Below are 25,403 nucleotides of genomic sequence, written 5' to 3'. Positions count from 1 at the left end.
CGCAGACAAGCAGTATATCAGAGGGACCCGCAGCTACGTGTCACTACCAGTCAAAGCCCGATTTCTGCGCAAACGCCTGCGCCGACTCGAGCATGCCCGGCTGGGCCTCGGCCCACGCCGGCAGGTCCGGCGTGTCGACCACGATGGGGTCGGCCTCGTGCACGGCGAGCACGGCCTCCTTGAAGCTATACGGGCTGCACTGCGGGCGGTCGGGGGCGTAGGGCTCCACGAGGACGGGCCTCAGCAGCGCGTACATGCCGCCCTCGCACAGGCTGTCGAACCCCTTCAGCGCGCGCCTCGCCGCGCTCATGCGGTCGAGCTTGAACAGCAGGATCACGCGGGCAAGGTGGCTCCACGAGTCGCCGTGGCGTCCGTGCATCGCGTCGAGCTTGTCGAACCCGGCCTCGTCCTCGAGCCTCGCGAGCGCCAGCGCGCACGTGTGTCGCGCGCCCAGGACGTCGCTCGCCGAGATGGCAAGCAGGCGCTGTCCCGTCGAGCACGCCAGCCCGTAGCGTGCGGTCTCCAGGCAGGTGCGCGCAATCGCGTCCTGGACGCGAAGGTACGGCCTGCTGAACACGTCATCCCACGCGTCGATGGCCTCCGGGCGACCCTCGCTCGCGTAGCCCACGCCCTCGCGCTCGATGTCGTGCCCCAGGTTGATCAGGCGGTCGAGAAGAGCGTCCGGTTCGTCGTCCTTGGCAATCTCAAGCAGGAGTCGTGCATCCTCGCAGGTGGGGTCCTTCGCGAGCGCGGCCGTGCAGTCGCTCGCGAGCTTCGCGAGCCTGCGCGCACGCTCGGCCATGAACTCGTCGTCGCCGAGCATCTCGTCGCCGCGCTGCGACTCCTCGTAGCGGTCGAGCGCCTTGGCGACGCAGAGGAAGGCCTCCTCGTGCTCGTCGTCGACGAACTTCTCGGGGTCCTTGCGCACGGCGAGCACGAGCTCGGCGTAGCCGTTCTTGGAGAGGCCGAGCTTCTTGCTGCGCTTCTCGGCGAGGCGGAGGACGAGCTCCTCATGGGCGTCCATCAGTCGTTCCTCCTTCCGCTGCCGCGGGTGTAGAAGTCCGCGGCGGAGGGGTCGAGCTCGCGCGCGCACCGGATCGCCCAGGCTCCCAGCGAGCCGTGGCCCTCGCGGTCAACGCCCTCCTGGAAGAGGACCGTGCACTCCGAGACCGCCATGATGAGCTCGTCCTCGCTGAACGGCTCGACGTACAGGCGTGCGAACACGCCGTCGGGCAGCTCGTGCATCGCTATGAGCGTCAGCGCCGCGTTCGGGTAGACCTTGATGATGTGCTTGAGGACGGTGCGCGCGGCCGTGAGGTCGCGCTGCTTGTAGGCGATCGCCATGCGGGAGATGAGCACCCATGCGTCGTCCTCGTCGTGGGGTCGGCCGACGCCGAGCGCGCGGGAGTCGCGCGCCAGCTGCTCGAGACCCTCCTCGTCCTCGAGCTTGGAGTAGGCGATGGCCGCCGTGAAGCGGATGTCGCCCTCGTCGAGGGGGTCGAGCTCGAGCGCACGCTTGTACCACTTGATCGCCTCGCGGTTGTGCCCGCAGATGACGGCCTTGCTCGCGAGCGTGGCGAGCAGCCTGACGGCGGGGCGCAGCGCGATCCTGGCAACGAGGTTGCCGATCTCGCCGCCCATCTCCTTGACGGCCGTCTTTGCCTCTGCGAGGCAGGCGTCGCAGGTGGCGTCACAGGCCTGCTTCAGGAGGACGTAGTGCGCCTCGAAGGTGGGCGCCGTGGCGGCGGCCTTCATGCGGCGCGCGTCGAAGCAGTTGGGGTCGAGGGCAAGGGCCTCGTCCAGCAGATTGCTTGCCTGCTTGACGAGCTGGTCGGCCGTGTCGTCGTCGGCGAAGGGCAGCTCGTAGTCGATGATGCTCGTCGCGGTTGCGACGAGGTGGAAGGCGCGCTCCACGTCGGTCTGGGGCAGCGAGTCGCGCTCCTGGGCATATCGCCTGCCGAAGCTCGCGACCTCCTGCTCGATATCGAGGTCGTCGACGTTGCGGTCCCTGAGGTCCTCCATGAATCGGACGACCATCCTGTCGTAGTCCTCGCGGTCGGGGTTGAACGCCATCGCCACACCTCCTTTCGTGGTCGCGTTGGGGTCGTTGCGATTAGCGTGACCTAGTGTCGCACAAATGCGCGCCAGCGGCCGCCCCGACATGACCAGACACCTCTGGTCATTCATTCGAGTCAACTAAAAAGGGCCCATGAATGTGCGAGTGGGAAGATAAATAGGTATGCGGAAAGTGGGGTCCCGAGGCGTCGCCCGAGAGTATGCTTTGCCTTGGTGTGACGCGACATTTACACCTTCTGAGCTGGTAATAGAGGGTCATACCCTCTTGTCATGGCCGCCCGAGCTGGCGGCCCGAAGGGAAGTGTTTTTGCATGGGACGTTTTACCAATCCGCGTGACCTGTACTTCGGAGAGGGCGCTCGCCACGAGGTGAAGAACTTCGAGGGCAAGCGTGCCGTCATCGTCTGTGGCGGCGGCTCCATGAAGCGTGGCGGCTTCCTCCAGGATGTCCAGGCCGACCTCGAGTCCGCCGGCATGGAGGTCAAGCTCATCGAGGGCGTCGAGTCCGACCCCTCCGTCGAGACCGTCATGAAGGGCGCCGCGGTCATGCAGGAGTTCCAGCCTGACTGGATCGTCGCCATCGGCGGCGGCTCGCCCATCGACGCGGCAAAGGCCATGTGGATCAAGTACGAGTACCCCGAGACGACCTTCGAGGACATGTGCAAGGTCTTCGGCCTGCCGAAGCTTCGCACCAAGGCGCACTTCTGCGCCATCTCCTCCACCTCCGGCACCGCGACCGAGGTGACGGCCTTCTCGATCATCACCGACTACTCCAAGGGCATCAAGTTCCCGATCGCCGACTTCGAGATCACCCCGGACGTCGCCATCGTCGACCCCGAGCTGACCTACACCATGCCCGCCAAGCTCTGCGCCCACACCGGCATGGACGCCCTGACCCACGCCATCGAGGCCTACGTCTCCACCGCCGCCTCCATGTACACCGACGCCAACGCCCTCCACGCCATCCGCGAGATCGTCGAGTGGCTGCCCAAGTCCTACAAGGGCGACAAGGAGGCCCGCAAGCACATGCACGACGCCCAGTGCATCGCCGGCATCGCCTTCTCCTCGGGCCTGCTCGGCATCGTGCACTCCATGGCACACAAGACCGGCGCCGCCTTCACCGGCGACCACATCATCCACGGCTGCGCCAACGCCATGTACCTCGGCAAGGTCATCCAGTTCAACGCCAAGGACGCCCGTGCCAAGAGCCGCTACGCCTACATCGCCAAGGAGGTCCTGCACCTCGCCGGCTCCACCGAGGACGAGCTCGTCGAGGCCCTCGTCCAGAAGATCCGCGACATCAACGACGAGATCGACATCCCGCAGGGCATCAAGAACTACGGCGCCAAGGGCGTGAAGGCCGACACCTCGATCATCGACCACGACGAGTTCGAGGCCAAGAAGCACGACGTCGCGGCCAACGCTCTTCTCGACGCCTGCACCGGCTCCAACCCGCGCCAGCCGACGCAGGAGGAGATGGAGAAGCTGCTCGACTGCGTCTACAACGACACGCCGGTCAACTTCTAGTCCGAGCGCATCGCGGAAGCGACGGGGCCTGCCGACTTCGGTCGGCAGGCCCCGTTCTCGCGCGAATTGAGCGGCGCTCGAGGCGCCTCGCGTGCGACTCGGCTACGCCTTGAGCGAGAGCAGCGTGCGCATCGCCTGGCAGAAGCCGTCGGTGGAGTCGGACGCAGAGACGAAGGCGTTACCCGCCCCCGCGAGCGCCGCCTGCGTCTTGGGGTTGTTCGCGCCGTTGCGCATGAGCAGGAAGGTGCCCACGTGCGGCGCCATGGCACAGTCGGCCGGCGAGTCGCCGCAGGCGATGACCTCGTCGGGATTCCAGCCCATGAGCTCGATGTAGCGCTTGGTGGCCGAGCCCTTGTCGAGTCCGCGCGGCGTGATGTGGTAGGTGTGGACGTCGGTGACCTTGCCGTCCTCGAAGGTCGGCAGGATCGTGGGGCCGGTGATGCGACTCACGAAGCCGTTGTCCGCGAGGTAGAGGGGCAGTCCCGTCTCGTCGAGCATGGCCTGGGCCTCGTCCTCGATCACGGCGCCGCGCAGCGCCACCGTGACCTCGCGGTACTGGTAGCCGATGTTGTTGTCGTTGTAGGTCTCGAGGCAGTCGTACCAGCGCTCGAGCAGGCGGTCGACCACGCCCGTCTCCCAGATGACGTCGTGCGGGGTCTTGCCGCACGACTCGTCGAAGGGCATGTCCGCGGTGAAGTAGCGCCAGTCGGAGTCGGCGCCCTCGTGCAGGCACAGCACGCCGCCCATCTCGCCGATCCACCCCGAGAGCCCCAGCAGGCGCACGTCCTCGCGGATCATGGCGCGGTTGCGGCCCGTGCACGGCACGACGTCGACGCCGGCGCGCGTCAGGTCGATGAGTGTCTGGGCGAGCTCGACGGAGGGCGTGCCATCGGTCGAGCAGAGCGCGCGGCCGTGGCTGACCATCGTGTTGTCGGTGTCGGTGATGACGTGCCTGACGCGCGAGAGCCTCTCGGCCATGTCGGCGGGAAGGCGGTCGGCGTCGAGCGGGAAGGTCGGGAGCGAGAGCGCGGGCATGTGGGTCCTTTCGTCGTTGCGCGGGCGATCGCGCCCGCAGGACCGGGGCCGCGTGCGGCTAGCCCCGGGAGACGTCCTTGTCGTAGCGTGCGATCGACGTGGTCAGAAGGTCGATGTCGAGCGGGTAGGGGACGAGCTTGCCGCCCTCGTGCATGAGGCCCTGGGTGGCGCGGCCCACCAGGCAGATGACGCACTCGCCGTCGTGCTCGTAGGCCAGGTCGACGGCGCGGTCGATTGCCTCGACGCGGTCGAGCACGACCTCGGTGGCGCAGCCCTCGGGCGTGGCGGCGACCATGGCGGCGCAGATGTCCTCCGTGCGCTCGAAGCCGGGGTCGTCCTTGGTGAAGATCATCAGGTCCGAGAAGGGCGCGGCCTCCGCGGGAAGCTCTTCTCGGCGCTCGAGGCCCTTGTCGCCCGTGGCTCCGAACACGGAGATGACGTGCGCGCTCGGGAACTCGCGGCGCACCGCGGGGAAGAAGTTCGCGAACGACATCTTGTTGTGTGCGAAGTCGACGATGCCGGTGACCTTGTGGTCTGGCGTCGTGACGAGCTCCATGCGACCCGGCACCGCGGCGCGTGCGAGGCCTGCCGCGACCTGCTCGTGGCCCAGGCCCAGCGCACACGCGACCGCGATCGCGACGAGCGCGTTGTCCACGTTGAAGCGGCCGGGCATCGGCAGCGTGACGGGGCCCTCCCAGTCGGGGGTGCGCACGCGGAAGGTCTGCCTGCCGTGGGCGCTCGCGAGGTCGGTCGCCCACACGTCGGCGCGCTGCTCGTCGGCCGCCTCCGACGAGCACGTGAGCAGGCGCTCGCAGCGCCCGGCTCGAGCGAGGACCTCGTCGAGGTGGTCGCTCCTCAGGTTCACCACGGCGACGCGCGCCTGGTCGAAGATGCGCAGCTTGCTCTCGAAGTAGTCCTCCCACGTGGGGTGCTCGAGCGGCGAGATGTGGTCGGTCCCGATGTTGAGGAAGGCGGCCACGTCGAGGCCGAGCCCCAGCACGCGGTCGTACTTGAGCGCCTGGCTCGAGACCTCCATCACCATGCGCGTAAGGCCGCTTCCGGCTGCGTTGGCGAGGTGACGCCAGAGGTCTGGCGACTCGGGCGTGGTGTTGACGCTCTCCATGCGCTCGACGCCGTCGAACGTCTCGATGGAGCCGAGAAGAGCGGTCTTCGAGGCGGGCAGCGCGCCGCCATCTGCGGCCGCGTCCAGGATCGAGCGCAGCATGTATGCCGTGGACGACTTGCCCTTGGTGCCCGTGAGGCCGATGACCTCGAGTCGCTCGTCGGGGTGGCCCCACGCCGCGGCCGAGACGTACGCCATGGCGCGGCGCACGTCGCTGCAGGCGAGGCACGGCACCTGCGGATGGGCGGGCGCCAGCTCGTCGGCCAGGCTCTTCTCGGCGAGGTACGCCACGCACCCGGCCTCGAGCGCGAGGTCGAGGTAGTCGGCCTTGAACGCGGCGCCCTTGCACACGAAGACGTGGCCGGGCGCGGCCTTGCGCGAGTCGCAGTCGCAGCCGCAGACGGCCGCGTCGCCCGCGCCGTCGAGGCCCGTCGCGCGCACGAGGAGCCCCTCGCCCTCAAGCAGGGCGCAGATCTGGTTCAGTGTGATATCCATGTCGCCCAGTATACAGGTCCCGCACGCCGCCGAGCGCCCGGCGCTGTCCCGCCACGGTACGAACAGGCGCCGTCCAGGTGTCGCGGCGCCGCGCGCGCCCCGCCTCGCGGGTACGATGTGGGGACGGTCAGCCCCATCCCACGGAGGCCCTCATGGCGAGAAGAGCATGGTTTCGCGTCCTGACGCTTGCGGCGGCGCTCGGCGTCGCCTCGCTGGCGCTCTGGGGCTGCACGTCGTTCCCTTGGGCGTCCGGCGCCACGCCGGGGCAGGGGAGTTCGCCCGCGCCCGGCTCCGCCGCGGGCCCGGCCGGCGCCGCGACGTCGACGACGTCTGGCGCGACGACCTCGGCCGACGCCCTCGACTTCTTCGACCCCGCGGGCGACTACCGGCTCGAGCAGGTCGTCGTGCTGAGCCGTCACAACATCCGCGCGCCGCTCTCCACCAACGGCTCGGCGCTCGCCAAGGCCACGCCGCACCGTTGGATCGACTGGACCGCGCAGGGCAGCGAGCTCACCTCGCGCGGCGCCGCCCTCGAGACCATGAGCGGCGCGTACTTCCGCGCGTGGCTCGAGCACGAGGGGCTGGCCGACCACAACTGGCGCCCCGACCCCGGCGCCGTGCGCGTCTACGCCAACGCCAAGGAGCGCACGATCGCCACGGCGCGGGCGTTTGCGGCCGGCGCCCTGCCCGCCGCGCCGGTCGAGGTCGAGACCCACGTCGCGTTCGACACGATGGACCCCACCTTCACGCCCCAGACGACCTACCTCACCGACGCCTACGCCGACGCCGCCCGCACCCAGGTCGCCGACCGCTTCGGCGCCGGCCAGATGTCCGCCGTCGCCTCGGACCTCTCCGACTCCTTTGCGCTCATCGCGGACGTCTGCGACCTCGCGGACTCCGAGGGCTACAAGTCCGGCGAGATCGGCGCCCTCGACACCACCGACACCGGCGTCGCCTACGAGCTCAACAAGGAGCCCGCCATGACCGGCTCGCTCAAGCTCGCCTGCCAGCTCTCCGACGCCCTCGTCCTCCAGTACTACGAGTCCACGGACGAGAGGGGCGCGGCCTTCGGCGAAAGCCTCTCCCAGGAGCAGTGGTCCCTCATCTCCCGGGCGAAGGACCGCTACAATGACGTGCTCTTCTCGGCACCGCTCGTCGCTGTGAACGTGGCGCACCCGCTGCTCGGCGAGATCGGCCGCGAGCTCGACGCCGACGGCCGCCAGTTCAGCTTCCTGTGCGGCCACGACTCCAACATCGTGAGCGTGCTCGGCGCGATGGGCGTGCGCGCCTACGACCTGCCGGGCTCCGTCGAAGCCGGCACGCCCATCGGCTCCAAGCTCGTGTTCGAGCGCTGGTCGAGCGCCGACGGCCGCCAGTTCGGCCGCGTTCGTCTCGTCTACCAGGACGCCTCCCAGCTGCGCTCCGGCAGCATGCTCTCGGGTTACGAGTCGCCGAAGAGCGTCACGCTCGACTTCGACGGTGTCGAGAAGAGCGCCGACGGACTCGTCGACTATGCCCATCTTCGCGAGAGGATTGCCAGCGCGTACGCGGCCTACGACGCGCTGCCCGAAACGTACGGCGAGCAGGGCGAGCCGCTCGCTCCCGCGGCCTAGGCCGAACGCTCTCGAGGCCCACCTGCGCACGCGGCCATCCGTCCTGCGTGCCGCCCGAAACGCGGACGCAAGCGGCTTGGACCCTGCCGTTCATGTGGGCAATTCTTGCTGCCCAGGTGGGCTGTGATACACTCTCTGCGCTCGGGCGGTTGGCGCAGCGGCTAGCGCAGGTGCCTTACAAGCACAAGATCGGGGGTTCGAATCCCTCACCGCCCACCATGAGACTGCAGGCCAGACGCGACGAGCGCCTGGCCTTTTTTGTGGCGCCGCGCCGCTTGCCCGACGACCTGACCTCCTCGTCCGATACGCGCGCTGAGCAGGCCGGCCCGCCCCCCGGGGCAGCGCGATAATTGGAACCGCGCGCTCAGCGCCCCGCGTCGTCCCCAAGGCAAGGGCTGGTCCCCATATGATGAACCTGCTGGAAGAGGCCGTCGTCTACGCGACCATCATGCACCAGGGAAGGGTCCGCAAGTTCGGCGGCCGTCCGTACATCCTGCACCCGATGGAGGTCGCCCAGATCCTCTCGACCATGACCGACGACATGGAGGTCATCGCGGCGGGCATCCTGCACGACGTCGTGGAGGACACCGACGGCACCCTCGACGAGATCGAGAAGCGCTTCGGTGGGCGCGTCGCGTCCTTGGTCGCCTCGGAGTCCGAGGACGAGTATCCGGGGGAGGACCGCAGCGCCACCTGGCAGCGGCGCAAGGAGGGGTCGCTGCTCGCCCTGAGGAAGACACGCGACGTCGGCGTCAAGATGCTGTGGCTCGCCGACAAGCTCGCGAACCTGCGCTCGCTCTCGCAGACCTACGCCGAGCAGGGCGAGGCCATGTGGGCCGGGCTGAACCAGGAAGACCCCGAGCGCCAGCTCTGGTACTACAAGAGCGTCGCCGAGGCGCTCGAGCTCTCGCTCAACCGGACGGGCGCCTTCAAGGAGCTCGTCAAGCACATCAACTTCATGTGGCCCGGCACCTTCGACTCCGAGAAGGGCGGCTACAAGGAGTATCGACAGCTCTCCGTGGACGGCTGCGAGCTCATCGGCCGCGGCGCCAAGGGCGAGGTCTACCGCTACGACGACGAGCTCGTGGTCAAGGTCTTCAACCAGAACAACCTCTTCCAGGACGTCGAGCGCGAGACCAACCTCGCCCGCCGGGCCTTCGTCCTCGGCGTTCCCACCGCCATCTCGTTCGGCATCGTGGCCGTGGGGGAACGCTATGGCGCGATGTACGAGCTGGTCGACTCCGAGACGCTCTCGACCTACATCGCCCGCGAGCCCGACCGCGTCGACGAGTACGCGGACCTCATGGCGGCGCTCGCGCACGAGATCCACTCGATCGAGGTCGACGAGGACGACGTCTTCCCCGACGCCCTCGAGCGCGTGCAGGAGTACATCCGCGGCGGCGTCGCCTACGAGGACGAGCGCCTCGCGAAGCGCTGCATGGGCCTCGTCGGCGCTCTGCCCGCGCGCTCCACCCTGGTCCACGGCGACTTCCACACCAACAACGTCTTCATGATGCGCGGCGAGCCGCTCCTCATCGACATGGACCGCGTCTCCCGCGGCCACCCCATCATCGAGCTCGCCGACCTCTACTACTTCTACGTCGTCCTGGGCGAGGACCACCCCTCCGTCGTCTCCGACTTCATGGGCTTCTCGTACGAGACGGCCGGCCGCTTCTTCGACCGCTTCCTCAGGTCCTACCTCCAGACGGATGACGAGAAGAGAATCCGCGACGTCGAGGACAAGGCCATGCTCCTGTGCTGCACGCGCCTGATCCGCAAGGTGCGCAGGAGCGGGGCGCGCACGGCGGAGGCGAGGGCGGTCATCGATCGCTGCCTGCAGCGGATCGAAGAGCTCACGGGCCGGCTCGACACGCTCGACTTCTAGGCGTGCCGGCGCGCGTGCTCCGTAAGCACGTGGTTCATAAACGCGCACGCGATCAGGACGTAGCTCACGACGAACAGCCAGAAGAGGAACAGCGCCACCGTCGCGATGCTGCCGTAGAGCGCGTCGAAGTTGCAGAAGTTGTCGACGTAGATGCGAAAGCCAAAGGTGATGGCCGCGCATGCCGCGAAGGCGAGAAGAGCGCCCGGCAGCTGCTGGACGAAGCGCCTGGAGCCCGAGGGCAGGTGCGTGTAGCAGCCGCAGATCGCGACGACGGCGAGCGCCATCGCGATCGCGACGCCAATCGCGTCGAGCATGCCCTCGTGCGGGACGAACCCGGGGAGCACGGCGGTCAGCGTGCGCGTCGCGAGCCCGCCGAACACCAGGTAGACGGCCGCGGCCAAAAGCAGCACGAGCACGGCGGACGCCGCGATCGAGAGCACGAACAGGAGGACGGGGCTTCTCTTCTCGTCCACGCGGTACGCCGCGTTGAGCGCCGCAAGGAGCGCCCGCACCCCCTGCGACGCGGTCATGAGCAGCGTGACGGTCGAGAGCGACAGTGCGACGCCGGACTGGCTGAACGCGTCGTGGATGAGGGGTCGGACGAAGCCGTCGAAGGCACCCGGGACCAGGGCGCACAGGAAGCCGGCCACCTCGCGTTCGCCGAGGCCAAGCATCGTGGTGAGCGAGATGCTCAGGGTGACGAGCGGGATGAGCGACAGGAACATGAAGTAGGCGATGCTCGACGCGTGCGTGCCGGGCGCCAGCCCTCCGAACTCCTCGAAGACGGCTAGCGGCGTCCTCGTCCACTCTGGCAGCCTGATCCTCACCACGGCCTCACCGCATCCGCTCGGTCGACGATTCGTGTGAAGCATTATAGTTCGCTGCCGCCGCCCGTCTGGGTCCGTCGACCCCGCCGTCCGCCTGACGTATCGGTCGACTCGGCCGGTGCGGACCGCGCGCGTCGCGGACGGCCGAACGGCCGGTGCCATACTGAGAAGAGCACGCATCGCCGCAGGTGACGACATCCGCAAGTGCATCTCACCCGCGCGCGACGCCACGGACGCAGGACCGCAAGTGACAAGGAGGACGCATGGAGATTACCGCATTCAACCCGCTCATCCTCAGTCCGAACGCAGGCGAGGTCGTCGAGGTGCTCGAGGCGCTCGGCTTCGAGCGCGCCCACACCAAGACCGGCATCAGCCACAGCGACGTGACCTCGATCGACCTCAAGTACGGTGAGGACTTCCGCGTGGACGTCGCGACGGTCGACAAGTTCCCGCAGGACATGACCGTGATCCGCATGAACGTGCGCGACTTCGACGAGGCGTACGACTTCCTCGTCTCGAAGGGGTTCAAGAACGCTGCGGGCGACGAGGTCACCGAGACGCCCTCGTCCAGAAGCGCGCTGATGGTCTCGCCCTCGGGCTTCGCGATCAGCCTGTCCTACCACATTCGCAAGTAGCGAGCCGAAGGAGTCCCATGAAGTTCACGTCATTCAACCCACTCATCGTCACCAAGGACGCGGCGCCGGTGATCGAGCTCTTCGAGTCGCTCGGCTTCGAGCGCAGGCACACCCTCGAGGCGCAGGTCTCCGACGAGATCGACTCCCTCAATGTCCGCATGAAGAACGCGGAGGGCTTCTACGTCGACGTCTCCCAGGTCGAGAACGTCCCCCGCGACATGACGCTCATCCGCATGAACGTGCCCGACTTCGATGAGGCCTACGACTTCCTCATCTCGAAGGGCTTCACGCACCAGAGCGGCCGCGTCGTCGAGACGGCGACCAACAAGTCGGCGATGCTCGTCTCGCCCACGGGCTTCGCCTTCGACCTCTGCCACCACAAGCGCTCGTAGGGCATCGCCTGCGCAAGGCCACGCACAAGAAGGGGTACGCCATGCAGATCACCACGTTCAACCCGCAGATTGTCACGCAGGACGCCGAGGCGGCCGCGGCCTTCTTCGAGGAGCTCGGCTTCGAGCGTCGCCACGACAGGGAAGAGGTCGGCGAACTCGGCGTCCGCGGCATCCGCATGAAGAACGCGGACGGCTTCTACCTCGACATCTCGCAGCCGCCCGGGCTCGACCTCCCCGACATGGTCGCGATCCGCATCAACGTGCGCGACTTCGACGAGGCCTTCGAGCTGCTGCGCGCACGCGGCTTCGAGAACGTCTACGGCGACGGCCGCGTCGAGACCGAGTCCTCGCGCTCGGCCTTCCTGATCTCGCCGACGGGCTTCGGCGTCAACCTCATCGAGCACATCAGGAGGTAGGCGAGAGGAGCCTCGGCCATGGTCGCCCCCCCTCTGCGTGGCATGGTGACAACGACGCCCCCGGCGCGGTGCCGGGGGCGTCACTCGTCTGGTTCATCTCGCGCCAGCCGCGCCCGTGCTAGCCGCGGGCGCGTCCCCTGGCACCGCGCGAGGCGACAAGTGCGGCGCCGGCCACGGCTGCCAGCAGGGCGCACATGCCGCCAAGGTCCGCGTCGCCGGTCTTGGGGGTGCCCTTCGACGTGGAGGTCGCTGCTGCCTTGGGGGCGCCTTGGGCCGCGGCCTTCGTCCACTGCGCGTAGAGCGTCAGGTCCTCGGCGACCTCCACCTCGGCAAGGTCAGCGTAGACGGTGCCGGTGCCATCGGCCTTGGTGTTCCAGCCGGCAAAGGTGTAGCTGTCGCGCGTGAAGGCGTTGGCGGTGAGCTTCACGGTCTCGCCGACGGTGACGGGAAGCGCATCCATGGTGCCCGTGCCGCCGTTGGCGTCGAAGGTCACCGTCGCCTGGGTGGGGGTCACGGGGTCGTCGGGCGCGTAGGTGTAGGTGAAGGTCGTGTCCGCGCCAATCGGCAGCGTGGTGGTCGGCGTCACGTCCCAGGAGCCCGCGACAAAGCCGGCGTCCGGATTGCCGCCAACCGCCGGAATCTGGTCTGCGGTCAGCCAGAGCATGGTGCTGGTCATTGGCATCAGGTCCGCGGTCGGCTCGAGCACGCCGCCCTCGTGGCCGGTGAGGGTCACGACCTTCTCGTCGCGCGTTCCGTCTGCCCACGTGCCGTTGACGACCCTGAACTTCACGACGTGCGAGAGGAACGAGCGAACCGTCAGCGGCAGGTTCTCGGATGCCAGCACGGTCCCGGCTGGCTTTGTGCGCACCAGGTACGTGCCGGACCCAAGGCCCGTGACCACGCTTCCGTCACCCGAGGTCCAGGCGTCCGCATCGGACGCCTTGTACTGCATGTCGCCGGTCACGCCGATGAGCGCGCCGTCGTCGTTCGCGAGCGTGGTGCAGTCGGCCGCGGAGGGCGTGGTGGGCTTGGCGGCCCGCGTTACGTCGATCCTTTGGATGTCGCTGTCGACGGTGGTCACGCCGTCGCCGCGCTCGATAACCTCGATGGTGCAGGGGGAGAGGCCCGTCAGGTCGATGGCGCCACCGCTCGGGGCGTCGATCCAATCGCCGCCGTCGATGCGGTATTGCTGACCCTCCTTCATGTTGCCCAGCGTTCCCTTGTCATAGTCCGTTGCGGTGAACGTCGCCTCGGGATTCGGCTTCTTCTGGGCCAGGTTCCACTTCGCGTAGATCGTACCCGTCCCGGCCGTCTCCCAGGCGGCGTCCGTGGGCGTTCCGTCGGGGTTCAGGTACTGCGTGCCAGCGCCGTTCGGCTCGCTGAAATAGCCGGCAAACAGGTAGTCGGTCTTGGTTGGCAAGTTGCCCGCGATGCTCGGGAGCGGGCTCTCGTAGGTTGCGGTGACGCTCGTGGCGCCCGGGGTGGTCGCGTCCTGGTTGTCGAGGGTCACGGTGTAGGTGTTCGGCACGGCGTTCGGAATTTCGATGCTTGCGTTGTACGTTGGAGTGCCCGATACCTCGACGGTCGTCTCAGAAGTCCTCGTCGCGGTGATGTCGTTGTTGACAATGTCTGCAAACGTGTCGAAGTGATAGCCGGTTCCCGCGGTGTACGTCACCTTGGTCATGGCGTCCTTGCCGCCAATGAGTCCGTTCTGCGTGGTGTTGCCACCACTGGCGGTCGCGTTGGCACCACCCGTGAGGGCAACCGTGTATGCAGGGCTGTCTTTCAGGGCCTCCTGGATCTCGGTGACGTCCTTGGACACGTCGATTGTGGGTCTGGTGTCTGTGTCAAAGGGTGTAGTGGATAGGGCGTATCCACCTCCGAGCCGCCAAGTGTCACCGATGTAGAGGACCTTGCTATTTTCGGCAACGGCGCAAATCACGCCATACGCAGCATGGTTGCCGTTGACCTTCAGCTCGAAGATGGGGATGTTGTCTGTAGAAGCTAGCCCGTAGTTGTCTTTGACGTACGCGACGATGAACGGCAGCTGGGCGGGGACGGATGCGGGGCGATCGCTGCTCACGTCACTGTGGTCCTTGTACAGTCCAAAGTATGTCAGGCTCCAGGTGCCTGAGTAGTCTTCGGCATGCGTTCCCCAGCTAATCAAGGGTTTATCGAAGCTGAATACGGTGCATGAGCCACCCGTCGTCGGATAGGCTGGATCCCTCTGGCAGTCATACGCATAGTCGAACGAGTACGTCGTCGGCTCGTCTGCCCTGGCGTTCGTCGCCAGGCCCACGAAGAGCCCCAGTGCCAGCACAAGGCTGAGCAGAAAACCAAGTGCCCTTGGCCGTCCCATCATTGGTGTCTCCCTCGGTTCGAAAGCGTACGCACCCCTGTGTGCCACGCGCGGTCCGTTTGATCCTCGTTTTGCTCGAGCCATCCCGACGGGCTCTCGGGCTCGCCAGGACCTTCCCTTATCGGCGCAGATATATGCGACAATTTTACTTTCAAATCAAACGGTCCGCGATATCTCGCCGCGCCCTCGTCGGCAAACGTCACAGAAACCGTCGCATTCGTGGCGCCGCCCGCCCGCAAAGACTGCCCGGGCGCCCCATCGCATGCGTATCACGCGTGTAACCGCATCGCGCCGGCGGATGGCGCACGGCTGCAATACGGCCGGGCGCCCCTCGCCGTACAATGCGGCCATGAGAGCGAACGCAACGAGGGAGGCACCATGGGCATCGAGGCCTGGGACGGTCAGGACGCAGGCGAGAAGAGCGTGGGCATCGTGTTCACGGACGTGGACGGGACGCTCGTCGACGCCGACCACCACCCGATCGCGAGCACGGCTCCCGTGATGGCCGAGGTGGCCGCGCGCGTGCCGGTCTGCCTTGTTTCGGCCCGCTCGCCCGAGGGGCTCTATCCCATCCACGAGGCGCTCGGCTTCACGGGGCCCATCGCCTGCTTCTCCGGAGGGCTCGTCCTTGCCGCAGACGGCTCCGAGATCTTCAGCAGGACCTTCCCGACAGACGTCGCCCGCGACGCCAAGGACCTGATCGGCCGCGAGCTGCCGCAGCTCGCCGTGGGCACCTACGGCTACCACGAGTGGATCGTGGACGACCGCTCCAACCCGCTCGTCGCGCGCGAGGAGTACTTCGTGCAGGCCAGCGCCCGCGAGTCCGGTGACATCGAGGGGACCTTTGGCGAGCGCGGCGTGCACAAGCTGCTCGTCATGGGTGAGCCGGAGCCGATCCTCGCGGCCGAGGCGCTGCTGTCCGAGCGCTACCCGCGGCTTTCCGTCGTGCGCTCGAACGCCAACCTTTGCGAGGTCATGGTGCGCGGCGTGAGCAAGAGCCAGGCCGTGCGTCTCATCTGCGAGCACGAGGGGATCGACGCCGCCGGCGCCGTCGCGTTCGGCGATGCCCCCAACGACCTCGACATGATGGGCGCTGTCGAGCGCTCGTTCGCGATGGCCAACGCCGAGGACGCCGTGAAGGAGGCTGCGTCGGCGGTGCTTCCCTGGTCCAACGTGGAGGGTGGCGTCGCGCGCGCCCTCGAGCGGCTCGTCCTCGGCCGCGCATAGCGAGCGCCCCAGGCGACGCGCCCGGCGAGGCGCCGCGCTTCTCTCGGCGGCGCGTGCATGCGAGGCCGGCGCGGGCCGGGCTAGATCCTGCTCTCCTCGCGCATGCGCCACTCGCGCGGCGTGTAGCCGGTCATCTGCTTGAACACGGTCTGCAGGTGGCTCTGCGACGAGAAGCCCGTCTCGTAGGCGATGTGCGCCACCTCGTGGTCGGTCGTGTCGAGCAGGCGTCGCGCGCGCTCGACACGCAGGCGGCGCACGTAGGAGGCGAAGGTCTCGCCGGTCTCCTTCTTGAAGCGCGTGCAGAGGGTCTTTCGGCTCACGCCGCAGGCCTCGGCCACCGAGTCGCCGTCGAGCGCCTCGCTCAGGTGGCTTCGCGCGTAGGTGATTGCGTGGTGCGAGAGCGGGTGCGCGTAGGCGCGGCCCTCGGTGCCGACGGCCTTGGTGAGCTCGAGCATCATCGGCAGCATGAGGAAGTGCACGAGCTCCTCGTTGATGGAGTCGTTCGCGAGGCGCATGTAGTCCTGCGTGATGCTGAAGCAGCGGGCCACCGGCAGGCCACCGCTGTGCGCCGCGTTCGAGCAGTAGTTCGCGAGGAAGGCGATGGACGCGCGCCCCTGCAGCAGCGGGTCCTCCGAGGTGTGCAGCTCCATGAGGGGCATGTTGGTCCTGATGAAGCCGAGCAGGCCCTCGGCGTCGCCCATCGAGATGAAGGAGGAGAACGCCTCGTACTGCTCCGCGATCTCTCGGGACGTCACGTGGGTGTTCACCGCGACGAAGTACATGTGCTTCGAGTAGGCGACGCCCTGCGAGACGGTGCTGCCGTCGTCGTCACCCTGGTTCACGTAACTGATTGCATCGATGATTTCCTGGGTGGTGAGCAACGTGGACATCTCTGCCTCGCGTGCAACTTCCTCGAGCTCGAAGTCCTCCATAATTCGCTCCCATTCGCTTCACATTTGGAAAAGCAGTTCGCTCAAATGTGTAAACAAATCCCGCCTGTCGCGCGTAAAACGCCTGTTCAGGGGATAGTGCATGTGACGTGTTTTCAGACTGTAACCCAAACTTACTCAGATTTGCAATAAATCGTTACGCAACTGGTATCACGAAAAATGCACCGAATCAATAATACTTACGCGTCATGGGTGACGGGCAGGCAGGGGGCCGAGCTCTTCTCGGCAGTCACGCCAATCTCGTCTCAATGCAGCCTTGATGGAGCCAAGAGAGGTGAAGGGAGGTTAGACCATATGAGGTACGTGCTTTTGGTGAGCCACGGCACGATGGCCCCCGGCGTCCACAGCGTCACGAAGATGCTTCTGGGCGACAGGGAGGACGTGATCAGCTACTCCATGGAGGACGGCGTCTCCGCAGACGCCTATATGGAGGGGCTGCGCGCCGCCATTGAGCCCATTGGGGCAGACGACTCCGTCGTCGTGCTCGGCGACATCGTGGGTGGATCGCCGCTTACCAATGCGCTCAACGTCCTTACCGAGAAGGGGCTCATCGCCAACACGATCGCCCTGGGGGGCCTGAGCCTGCCGATGGCCATCAGTGCGCTGATGGCAGTCGACGACGGCGCGGACGACGCCACGCTCGTTGAGTCCGTTATGAGCGAGGCGCGCGAAGGCGTTCGCCAGGTCGTTCTCGAGCTCGAGGGCGACGAGGACGAAGAACTTTAAAGGGGATTTGGGGAAGTAGGAGGAACAACCATGATTTCGTTTGTGCGTATCGACGACCGCATGATCCACGGCCAGACCGTGACCCGCTGGAGTCTCGAGTATCCCTGCGACGGCATCATCGCCGTCAACGACGTTGCCGCGAGCAACCCCGTGCTCAAGGCCGCGTACAAGGGTGCCGCGTCCGACAAGAAGATCTTCGTCTGGACCATGGATCACTTCAAGGAGAACGCGCAGAAGGTTCTTGACAGCAAGACGCAGTACTTCCTGATCACCAAGAACCCGCTCGACATGCGCGAGATCCTCGTTGACTTTGGCTTCAAGCCGTCCGACGTGGATCGAGTGATCGTCGGGCCGTGCAACGACCGCCCCGACACGGTCAAGCTCGGGAACAACCAGTCCATTACCGCGGAAGAGGCTCAGGCCTTCGAGGACATCACGAAGGCCGGCTACACGGTGGAGTTCGCCCTCATCAAGGAGGCCTCCATCGGCGAGTGGCCCAAGTTCCGCGGACAGTTCGACGTCAAGTAAGGAGGAGCAATGGGAATCAACATTGTTCAGGCAGTCCTTCTCGGACTCTTTGCCTGCCTGGCATCCCTGCCCGGCATGGGCGGCACCACCATCGGTAACTACACGCTCGGTCGACCCCTCGTGGGTGGTCTCGTCGTCGGCCTCATCATGGGCGACATCCAGACCGGCATCATCGTTGGTGCCTCGATCCAGCTCGTCTACATCGCGCTGGTGACCCCCGGCGGAACCGTCTCCGCCGACGTTCGTGCCGTTACCTACATCGGCATCCCTCTCGCCATCCTGGCGATTCGCGCCCAGGGCCTCGACCCCTCTTCCGAGGCGGCCTCCGGCCTCGCGGCCTCCCTCGGTGCCGCCGTCGGCACCCTCGGCACCGTTCTCTTCTATGGCACCGCCACGATGAACCTCGTTTGGCAGGGCATCGGCTGGAAGGCCATGGACGGTGGCAACTGGAAGACGATCAAGAAGACCATTCCCCTGGTCGACTTCGTCCTTCCCTGGATCAGCCACATCGCGTTCTCGTTCATCCCGACCGTCGTCATCTGCCTCGCCGGTGAGTCCATGGTCGGCCTCATGAAGGACTACCTGCCCATGGACGGCGTCGCCATGAAGACGCTCTTCACCGTTGGCTCGCTCCTTCCCGCCGTCGGTGTCGCCATCCTGTGCAAGCAGGTCATCCAGAAGCCGCTTGACTGGGTCACCTTCGGCCTCGGCTTCACCCTCGCGGCCGTCATGGGCTGCAACCTCATCGCCTCCGCCCTCATCGCCGTGTTCTTCGCGCTGATCAACTACAAGGTGGAGCAGCTCAAGACCGCCCGTCCGGCGCTCGCCGCAGACGCTGCCGCAACGCTCGATGACGAGGAAGAGGAGGACATCTAATGGCAGACCTCAAGAAAGTCTCCGCGAAGGCCCGCAAGAGTGCCTTCCGCAACTGGATCTACGGTAACCTCACCTGCTTCTCGCAGGAGCACATGCAGACGTTCGGCTACCTGGCCGCCATGCTGCCCGTCGTGGACGAGCTCTACGACAACGACGAGGACAAGGTGAAGTCCATCTCCACCTACCGCACCTTCTTCAACACCGAGCCCCAGATCGGCACCATGGTCGTGGGCCTCACCGTCGGCCTCGAGGAGGCGCGCGCCAACGGCGAGCCGCTCGACGACGACACCATCAACGGCATCCGCGCCGGCCTCATGGGCCCGCTTGCCGGCCTCGGTGACTCCATCATCGTCGGCACCTTCATCCCCATCCTGCTCGGCATCGCCCTCGGCCTCTCGACCGGCGGCAGCGTGCTCGGCCCCCTGTTCTACGTCCTGGTGTGGAACCTTGCCATGTACTTCGGCATGAAGTTCGCCTTCAACCAGGGCTATGAGCTCGGCGGCTCCGCCGTCGAGGCCCTCGTCGGCCCGCAGTCCGCGGCCCTTCGCTCCTCGATCGTCATGGTCGGCACCATGGTCATCGGCTCCGTCGCCGCGACCTGGATCAACATCACGACGGCCCTCGAGGTGCCCTTCTCCGCTGACAGCTCGCTCGTGCTGCAGGACACCCTCGACTCGATCTTCCCGAAGCTGCTGAACTTCTTCTTCGTGTGGCTTTGCTGGTGGCTCATGACCAAGCGCAAGATGTCCCCGACTCTTGTGATGGGCCTGCTCGTCGTGGTCGCCCTCGTCGGCGTCCTCGTGGGCTTCTTCAACCCGGGCCTCTCCTACTAGTAGGCTGCCCGCGGGCCCGGCGCCAGTCGCCGGGCCCCCTGTCGGCCCCTGTGCCGACGGGACGAATCCTTTTGGTGTCGTCGCAAGGATGATGAGATGTTTGGAATTGACCTTGAGGAGAAGATCCACCGCCGCAAGTGGGCCGAGACCGATAACCCGCTGGTGATCGAGGCTCGCGCCCAGACCCTCGCGCTTCAGAGGCTGCAGGTTTGGCTCAGGCTCGGCTACGCGGTCCTCGCCGCGGGCGTTCTCCTGGCAATCTGGGGCTTCGTCGAGGGCGGCGGTATCGTCGCCGGCGTCGTGGGGGCCGTCCTCAGTGCTCTGACCCTTGCCTTTGTCATCGTCTTGCGAGTCGGCATATCACACGGCAGGCAGAACGTGAACGCGATGCTTGAGGACATCAGCGCGCACGCTGCCTCGAAGTAGTGTGTCCCTGCATCCAGCAGATTCGCCTAAAGTTTGACCTCCTCTTCCTCTTGCCCCGTGCGGTCCCACGCCGTGCGGGGCGATTTTTGTCTCTCGAGCGAGGGTGGAGGTGGGCCTTGGGGCGCGACGGGCTTTGAGGGCAGCCTGGGGTTGCGCTACCAGATCGTGAGGGGCTCGGTCTGGCTGGCGGCGACGATGCTCACGCGTCCGTCCGGGGTGCGCGCCTCGACGCCGGAGCCCATGACCTCGGCGTCGAGCGCCGCGGCAAGCGTGCGGATGCAGACGGAGGGGCGGTTGTTCTTCTCGGAGAGGTGAAGGGCGACCACGGTCTCGGTGTCCGGGCCCACGAGCAGAGGCAGGGCCTCCGCGCACTGGTCGTTGGAGAGGTGACCGTGCTCGCCGGCCACGCGGCGCTTGAGGAAGGCGGGGTAGGGGCCGTGGGCGAGCATCTCGCTGTCGTGGTTGCTCTCGATGCCGAGGATGCGCACGCCGCGCAGGGCGCCCAGCGCCTCGGCCGTGAGGTATCCCGTGTCCGTGCACCAGCCGACGGAGTCGACGACCTCGCCCTCGTCGTCTGCGACCGAGAAGAGCAGGCCGATGGGGTCGGCGACGTCGTGCGAGGTGGGAAATGCGCTCACGACCATGCCCGCGATCTCGAGGGTCTCGTCGTGTGAGATGAGGGAGAAGGGCAGGGCAAGAAGGTCGGAGCGCGCCGAGGCCGTGCCCGTGGTCGCGATGAGCTCGCCGTCGCAGTTGTTGGACAGCACGCGCAGGCCGCTCGTGTGGTCGGCGTGCTCGTGCGTGACGAGGACGGCCTCGAGGTCGTCGACGTTGGCTCCGAGCTCGTCGGCGCGACGCCTCAGCTCGCGCAGGGAGAGTCCGCAGTCGATGAGGACGGAGCCGGCGGGGCCCTCCACTACGGCGGCGTTCCCCTTCGAGCCGCTGGCCAGAACGTGCAGGTGAATCTTGGGCTCCATGGTCCTCCCTCGCCGACGCCGGGCGCTGTTGTGCGTCCTGCGCCCATGTCGTTACACCGCAACTCTAGCAGGTGCGCTGCCGTAGAATGGGGCACGAAACTTTTCGCGGGCCGCCGCGATGCGCAAGAGAAGGAAGGACCCGTCGTGCCAAGCGTCAGTCGCAGATACGCCTCGCCCGAGCAGCGTTTCGCCCATCCGTCGGGCGTCACGTCCGACGAGCTGCGGGCGCCCGTGGTGCTCATGGTGTCGGGCGGCGCCGACTCGACGGCGCTGCTCGTGCTCGCCGCGACCGAGGCGCTCGACGTCGAGGACGGTCGCGGTTGCGCGCGCATCGCCCGCGAGCGCCTGCACGTGCTGCACATCAATCACCAGCTGCGCGGCATCGACGCCGAGGAGGACGAGGAGTTCGTCCGCGAGCTCTCGGCGCGCTTCGGCATCCCCTGTACCATCCGCCGCGTGGACGTGGCGGCGCTTGCGCGCGAGGGCGGGCGCGGCGCGGCCGGGTCGGACTCGAACGTGGAGAACGTGGGGCGCGAGGTGCGCTACGCCGAGGCGTCGAAGCTCGCCAACGAGCTGTCCGCCGAGATGGGCACGCCCCGCTCGGCCGCGCGCATCCTCACGGCGCACACGGCCAACGACCGCAGCGAGACCTTCTTCATGAACGCGATCAGGGGCACGGGCACCGCGGGCCTCTCGTCGATCCCGCGCCGCCGCAACCGCATCGTGCGGCCGCTCCTGGGCCGCACGCACGAGGAGCTCTGCGACATCCTGCGCATGCGCGGCATCGTGTGGCGCGAGGATGACACGAACTCCGACACGCACTACCTGCGCGCCTACGTGCGCCACGAGGTCATGCCCAAGGTGCTGGCGAGAAACCCGCGCGCCATGGCCAGCATCTCGACCTGCTGCGACATCCTCTCGGACGAGGACAGCTACCTCAACCAGGTGGCGTCGCGCACCTACCGCGACCTGACGAGGCGCACCTCCGAGACGATGGTCGCGCTCGACGCGCGCCGCCTCGCCGCCTGCGAGGTGGCGATCGCGAGGCGCGTGGTGCGCAAGGCGATCCTGGACGTCTGCCCCGAGGCCAGGCTCGAGGCGCGCCACGTCGCGCGCGTGCTCGAGCTCGTGGCGCGCGGACGCGGGTCGGCGAGCGTGCCGATGGCCTGCGACGTCCGCGTCGAGTACGGGATGCTCTTCGTCCGCGCGCACGGCGAGGGCGACCAGACGCTGGCGAGCTGGATCGAGGTGCCGGGGAGGCTCGAGCTCGGCGACGGCCGTGCTCTTCTCGCCCGCCTCACCGAGGTCCCGGCGGGGTCTCGGGCGCCCGAGCTGGCGCGTGCGCACGCGCTCGAGTTCGAGGGCATGTCGGTGCTGCTCGACGCGGGGGCCTGCGGGCTCGACCGCGCGCAGGTGGGCAGGCTCTGGGTGGACTGCGCGCAGCCCGGCGACGTGATGTGCCCGCTGGGCATGCACGGGCAGTCGAAGAAGCTGTCTGACCTGCTGAACGAGGCGCAGGTGCCCGCGGCCGACCGCCACCTCGTGCCGGTCGTGAGGACGCGGCCCAGCGGCAGCGTGGTGTGGGTTGCGGGAATTCGTCCCGATGAGCGCGTTCGCTCTACGCCGGACACGAGGCTGCTGCTAGAATTGGTGCTTACGAGCGAGTAGTGCCCCACGCTCAGGGCGCGGGACGCATGAGACGAGGAGAAGAGCATGGCCGAGCTGCATCACGACATCGAGAAGGTTCTCATCAGCGAGGAGGAGATCCAGAGCGTCATCGAGCGGCTCGGCAGCGAGATCTCTCGCGACTACGAGGGCAAGAACCCGCTCGTCGTCGCCGTCCTGCGCGGCGCCTTCGTCTTCACCGCGGACCTCATGCGCTCCATCACGGTGCCGTGCGCGGTGGACTTCATGGCCGTGTCGAGCTACGGCTCCGGCGTGAAGAGCTCCGGCGTCGTGCGCATCGTTAAGGACCTCGACACCCAGATCGAGGGTCGCGACGTGCTGATCGCCGAGGACATCCTCGACTCGGGCCTCACGCTCAGCTACCTGATTGACCTCCTCAAGGGCCGTGGCGCGAAGTCGATCAAGATCTGCGCCTTCGCGGTCAAGGACATCCCGAACCACACCGCGGCCGTCACCCCCGACTACGTCGGCACCCACGTGCCCGACGAGTTCATCGTGGGCTACGGCCTCGACTATGCGGAGCGTTACCGCAACCTGCCCTACGTGGGCGTCCTCAAGCACGAGGTGTACGAGTAGGAATGTGATTCGCGGCCGCCACGGGCGGCCGCGTCGCCATCGCCCCGAGCGCGGCGAAGGCGCCCCTCGTTGCACCATGTGAAGTCGCGTGCGCGTCAGCGCAGCTAGGAGCCATACAAACGTGTCTGAAAAGAACAAGAACGAGCTCGACCCGCGCAACCTTGGCACACCCGGTCCCATGAGGCCGCGTCAGAATCTCATCAGCCTACTCATCCTCGTTGCGACAATCGGCTTCGTGCTCTTCAACTACGTGCTGCCCAACTCGCAGGCGCCCCAGCCCGACGACCTGTCGACCAACGACTTCGTGTCGGCCGTGCGCGAGGACCGCGTCGAGTCGGTCACGTTCAAGACCGAGGACGCGAGCCTGGCGGGCAAGTACTGGCGCGACAGCGCCTCGCGCGGCGACTCGTCGAAGGCGGTCGCGTTCAAGAGCTTCTACGTGGGCACCGACTCGCTGCAGGACCTCATGGGCCAGCACACCGGCACCAAGTTCTCCATCGACACGTCGAGCAACGAGATCTGGGAGACCGTGGCGATCTCGGTCATCCCGACGCTGGTGGTCGTGGCCGCGCTCGTCTACTTCATGGGCCAGATGAACAACGCCAACGGCAAGCAGATGGGATTCGGCCGCGCCAAGGGCGCGCGCACCTCGGAGGAGACGCGTCCCAAGGTCAAGTTCTCCGACGTCGCCGGCATCGACGAGGCCGTCGAGGAGCTGAAGGAGGTCCGCGACTTCCTGAAGGAGCCCGAGCGCTACCTCAAGATGGGCGCCAAGATCCCGCACGGCGTGCTGCTCGTCGGCCCTCCGGGAACCGGCAAGACGCTGCTCGCCAAGGCCGTCGCCGGCGAGGCGGGCGTGCCGTTCTTCTCGATCTCGGGCTCCGACTTCGTCGAGATGTTCGTCGGCGTCGGCGCGAGCCGCGTCCGCGACCTGTTCAAGCAGGCCAAGGAGTCCGCGCCCTCCATCGTGTTCATCGACGAGATCGACGCCGTGGGACGCCAGCGTGGCGCCGGCCTCGGCGGCGGCCACGACGAGCGCGAGCAGACCCTGAACCAGCTGCTCGTCGAGATGGACGGCTTCGCCGACACCTCGGCGGTCATCCTGATCGCGGCGACCAACCGCCCCGACATCCTGGACCCGGCGCTGCTGCGCCCCGGCCGCTTCGACCGCCAGGTCACCGTCGACCGCCCCGACGTGAAGGGCCGCGAGAGGATCCTCTCCGTCCACGCGCAGAACAAGCCGCTCGACGACGAGGTCAGCTTCGACAAGATCGCGAAGCTCACGCCCGGCTTCACGGGCGCCGACCTCTCCAACCTCATGAACGAGAGCGCCCTTCTCGCCGCGCGCCGTCGCCAGGAGCGCATCACGATGGAGGACGTGGAGGAGGCCATGGAGCGCGTCATCGCCGGCCCCGAGAAGAAGGGGAGGGTGATGACGGAGCGCGAGCGCGTGACCATCGCCTACCACGAGAGCGGACACGCGCTGGTGGGCCACGTGCTCGAGAACAGCGACCCCGTGCACAAGATCTCGATCATCAGCCGCGGTCGTGCCCTCGGCTACACCCTGCAACTTCCCGAGGAGGACCACTTCCTCGAGACCCGCGACGGCATGCTCGACCAGATCGCCGTCCTTCTCGGCGGGCGCACCGCGGAGGAGATCTTCTGCGAGGACATCACCACCGGCGCCTCGAACGACCTCGAGCGCGCGACCAAGATCGCCCGCGAGATGGTCACCCGCTTCGGTATGAGCGACGATTTGGGCGCGCAGGTCTTCGGCGAGGCGCAGCACGAGGTCTTCCTCGGCCGAGACTACGCCAACCACAGCGACCTGTCCGCCGAGACCTCCAAGCGCATTGACGACGAGGTCGAGCGCATCATGCGCGAGGCCCATGACCGTGCGCGCAAGGTGCTCTCCGAGCGCCGCGACCAGATGGAGACCATGGCGAAGGTCCTTCTCGCCCGCGAGACCGTCGAGGGCGACATCGTTGACGCGCTGCTCGACGGCCGCTGGGACGCCTACGTGGCCGAGCACCCCGAGGCCGACCCCGCGAACGTGCCCGAGGCTGATGCCGACGCCGCGGCTGACGCCGAGCCCACCGCACCCGAAGCCGACGCCGCCGAGAAGAGCGACACCGTCGCCGACGACGCCTCCGCCGACGACGCGCCCCCCGAGGCTGCGACCGCGGATACCGACGACGGCGAGACCGACTAGCACC

General features: G+C 67.2%; 23 protein-coding genes and 1 tRNA gene. 16 read left to right on the top strand and 8 right to left on the bottom strand.

Annotation, left to right across the window (positions count from 1 at the left end; translation table 11 throughout):
• Window positions 1-43: 43 nt before the first annotated feature.
• Window positions 44-1,024 (bottom strand): hypothetical protein, encoded by a 981-nt coding sequence (locus tag M5D76_RS01300; RefSeq protein ID WP_248921601.1) that lies wholly within the window; start codon window positions 1,022-1,024, stop codon window positions 44-46.
• Complete coding sequence (locus tag M5D76_RS01295) at window positions 1,024-2,073, bottom strand: tetratricopeptide repeat protein (RefSeq protein ID WP_248921600.1); 1,050 nt, start codon at window positions 2,071-2,073, stop codon at window positions 1,024-1,026. The genes M5D76_RS01300 and M5D76_RS01295 overlap by 1 nt, the downstream gene beginning before the upstream one ends.
• Before the next feature lie 314 nt (window positions 2,074-2,387).
• Here M5D76_RS01295 and M5D76_RS01290 point away from each other — a divergent pair, with 314 nt between their 5' ends.
• Window positions 2,388-3,602, top strand: a complete 1,215-nt coding sequence (locus tag M5D76_RS01290) for an iron-containing alcohol dehydrogenase (RefSeq protein ID WP_248921599.1) — start codon at window positions 2,388-2,390, stop codon at window positions 3,600-3,602.
• A gap of 102 nt (window positions 3,603-3,704) precedes the next feature.
• On the opposite strand, the gene M5D76_RS01285 is transcribed toward M5D76_RS01290, so the two are convergent.
• Window positions 3,705-4,637 (bottom strand): HAD hydrolase family protein, encoded by a 933-nt coding sequence (locus M5D76_RS01285; RefSeq protein WP_248921598.1) that lies wholly within the window; start codon window positions 4,635-4,637, stop codon window positions 3,705-3,707.
• Window positions 4,638-4,695: 58 nt separating this feature from the next.
• Entirely contained in the window at window positions 4,696-6,255 is a 1,560-nt protein-coding gene (locus M5D76_RS01280; protein WP_248921597.1) for a Mur ligase family protein, read from the bottom strand.
• A gap of 152 nt (window positions 6,256-6,407) precedes the next feature.
• Between M5D76_RS01280 and M5D76_RS01275 the strand changes: the two genes are divergently transcribed.
• The 3 genes from M5D76_RS01275 to M5D76_RS01265 all read left to right on the top strand — a co-directional run bounded on the left by M5D76_RS01275 (window position 6,408) and on the right by M5D76_RS01265 (window position 9,753).
• Window positions 6,408-7,868, top strand: a complete 1,461-nt coding sequence (locus M5D76_RS01275) for a histidine-type phosphatase (protein ID WP_248921596.1) — start codon at window positions 6,408-6,410, stop codon at window positions 7,866-7,868.
• 143 nt (window positions 7,869-8,011) lie between these two features.
• Window positions 8,012-8,087 (top strand) — tRNA-Val (locus tag M5D76_RS01270).
• 190 nt (window positions 8,088-8,277) lie between these two features.
• On the top strand, window positions 8,278-9,753 hold the full coding sequence (locus M5D76_RS01265) for an HD domain-containing protein (RefSeq protein WP_248921595.1): 1,476 nt from the start codon (window positions 8,278-8,280) through the stop codon (window positions 9,751-9,753).
• On the opposite strand, the gene M5D76_RS01260 is transcribed toward M5D76_RS01265, so the two are convergent.
• The gene (locus tag M5D76_RS01260; RefSeq protein WP_248921594.1) at window positions 9,750-10,580 is read right to left on the bottom strand and encodes a YihY/virulence factor BrkB family protein; all 831 of its coding nucleotides are present in this window, start codon (window positions 10,578-10,580) and stop codon (window positions 9,750-9,752) included. The two genes, M5D76_RS01265 and M5D76_RS01260, sit on opposite strands and share 4 nt — an antisense overlap.
• 263 nt (window positions 10,581-10,843) lie before the next feature.
• On the opposite strand from M5D76_RS01260, the gene M5D76_RS01255 reads away from it, so the two are divergent.
• The 3 genes from M5D76_RS01255 to M5D76_RS01245 are packed head-to-tail and all read left to right on the top strand — an operon-like array spanning window position 10,844 to window position 12,023.
• Entirely contained in the window at window positions 10,844-11,215 is a 372-nt protein-coding gene (locus tag M5D76_RS01255) for a hypothetical protein (protein ID WP_248921593.1), read from the top strand.
• Window positions 11,216-11,232: 17 nt separating this feature from the next.
• Window positions 11,233-11,607: a hypothetical protein gene (locus tag M5D76_RS01250; RefSeq protein WP_248921592.1), complete on the top strand. Its 375-nt coding sequence runs from the start codon at window positions 11,233-11,235 to the stop codon at window positions 11,605-11,607.
• A 41-nt stretch (window positions 11,608-11,648) separates the two neighbouring features.
• Window positions 11,649-12,023 carry a VOC family protein gene (locus tag M5D76_RS01245; RefSeq protein WP_248921591.1) on the top strand — a complete coding sequence of 125 codons (375 nt, stop codon included), beginning with the start codon at window positions 11,649-11,651 and terminating at the stop codon, window positions 12,021-12,023.
• Between the two features lie 118 nt (window positions 12,024-12,141).
• On the opposite strand, the gene M5D76_RS09235 is transcribed toward M5D76_RS01245, so the two are convergent.
• Entirely contained in the window at window positions 12,142-14,106 is a 1,965-nt protein-coding gene (locus M5D76_RS09235; protein WP_248921590.1) for an InlB B-repeat-containing protein, read from the bottom strand.
• Window positions 14,107-14,760: 654 nt separating this feature from the next.
• On the opposite strand from M5D76_RS09235, the gene M5D76_RS01235 reads away from it, so the two are divergent.
• On the top strand, window positions 14,761-15,609 hold the full coding sequence (locus tag M5D76_RS01235; protein WP_248921589.1) for an HAD-IIB family hydrolase: 849 nt from the start codon (window positions 14,761-14,763) through the stop codon (window positions 15,607-15,609).
• Window positions 15,610-15,689: 80 nt separating this feature from the next.
• On the opposite strand, the gene M5D76_RS01230 is transcribed toward M5D76_RS01235, so the two are convergent.
• Window positions 15,690-16,541 carry a helix-turn-helix transcriptional regulator gene (locus tag M5D76_RS01230; protein WP_248921588.1) on the bottom strand — a complete coding sequence of 284 codons (852 nt, stop codon included), beginning with the start codon at window positions 16,539-16,541 and terminating at the stop codon, window positions 15,690-15,692.
• A gap of 312 nt (window positions 16,542-16,853) precedes the next feature.
• On the opposite strand from M5D76_RS01230, the gene M5D76_RS01225 reads away from it, so the two are divergent.
• From M5D76_RS01225 to M5D76_RS01205, 5 genes are all read left to right on the top strand, one after another.
• Window positions 16,854-17,285 carry a PTS sugar transporter subunit IIA gene (locus tag M5D76_RS01225; protein WP_248921587.1) on the top strand — a complete coding sequence of 144 codons (432 nt, stop codon included), beginning with the start codon at window positions 16,854-16,856 and terminating at the stop codon, window positions 17,283-17,285.
• A gap of 30 nt (window positions 17,286-17,315) precedes the next feature.
• Window positions 17,316-17,813: a PTS sugar transporter subunit IIB gene (locus M5D76_RS01220; RefSeq protein WP_248921586.1), complete on the top strand. Its 498-nt coding sequence runs from the start codon at window positions 17,316-17,318 to the stop codon at window positions 17,811-17,813.
• A gap of 9 nt (window positions 17,814-17,822) precedes the next feature.
• A complete protein-coding gene (locus tag M5D76_RS01215) occupies window positions 17,823-18,689 on the top strand; it encodes a PTS mannose/fructose/sorbose/N-acetylgalactosamine transporter subunit IIC (RefSeq protein ID WP_248921585.1) in 867 nt (288 codons plus the stop codon).
• Window positions 18,689-19,522 (top strand): PTS system mannose/fructose/sorbose family transporter subunit IID, encoded by an 834-nt coding sequence (locus M5D76_RS01210; protein WP_248921584.1) that lies wholly within the window; start codon window positions 18,689-18,691, stop codon window positions 19,520-19,522. Before M5D76_RS01215 ends, M5D76_RS01210 begins: the two co-directional genes overlap by 1 nt.
• Window positions 19,523-19,618: 96 nt before the next feature.
• Window positions 19,619-19,948, top strand: a complete 330-nt coding sequence (locus tag M5D76_RS01205; RefSeq protein ID WP_248921583.1) for a hypothetical protein — start codon at window positions 19,619-19,621, stop codon at window positions 19,946-19,948.
• 155 nt (window positions 19,949-20,103) lie between these two features.
• Here the strand turns inward: M5D76_RS01205 and M5D76_RS01200 are convergent, their stop codons facing one another.
• Window positions 20,104-20,925, bottom strand: coding sequence for an MBL fold metallo-hydrolase (locus M5D76_RS01200; RefSeq protein ID WP_248921582.1), 822 nt, complete (start codon window positions 20,923-20,925; stop codon window positions 20,104-20,106).
• 144 nt (window positions 20,926-21,069) lie between these two features.
• Between M5D76_RS01200 and tilS the strand changes: the two genes are divergently transcribed.
• From tilS to ftsH, 3 genes are all read left to right on the top strand, one after another.
• Window positions 21,070-22,593 (top strand): tRNA lysidine(34) synthetase TilS, encoded by a 1,524-nt coding sequence (gene tilS, locus M5D76_RS01195; RefSeq protein ID WP_248921581.1) that lies wholly within the window; start codon window positions 21,070-21,072, stop codon window positions 22,591-22,593.
• 45 nt (window positions 22,594-22,638) lie between these two features.
• The gene (hpt, locus tag M5D76_RS01190) at window positions 22,639-23,187 is read left to right on the top strand and encodes a hypoxanthine phosphoribosyltransferase (protein WP_248921580.1); all 549 of its coding nucleotides are present in this window, start codon (window positions 22,639-22,641) and stop codon (window positions 23,185-23,187) included.
• 178 nt (window positions 23,188-23,365) lie between these two features.
• Complete coding sequence (gene ftsH / locus M5D76_RS01185) at window positions 23,366-25,399, top strand: ATP-dependent zinc metalloprotease FtsH (protein WP_248922339.1); 2,034 nt, start codon at window positions 23,366-23,368, stop codon at window positions 25,397-25,399.
• Window positions 25,400-25,403: the final 4 nt, after the last annotated feature.

The organism is Olsenella intestinalis (genome assembly GCF_023276655.1).
Classification (GTDB): domain Bacteria; phylum Actinomycetota; class Coriobacteriia; order Coriobacteriales; family Atopobiaceae; genus Olsenella_J; species Olsenella_J intestinalis.
This window is presented reverse-complemented; position numbering and strand designations above follow the sequence as displayed.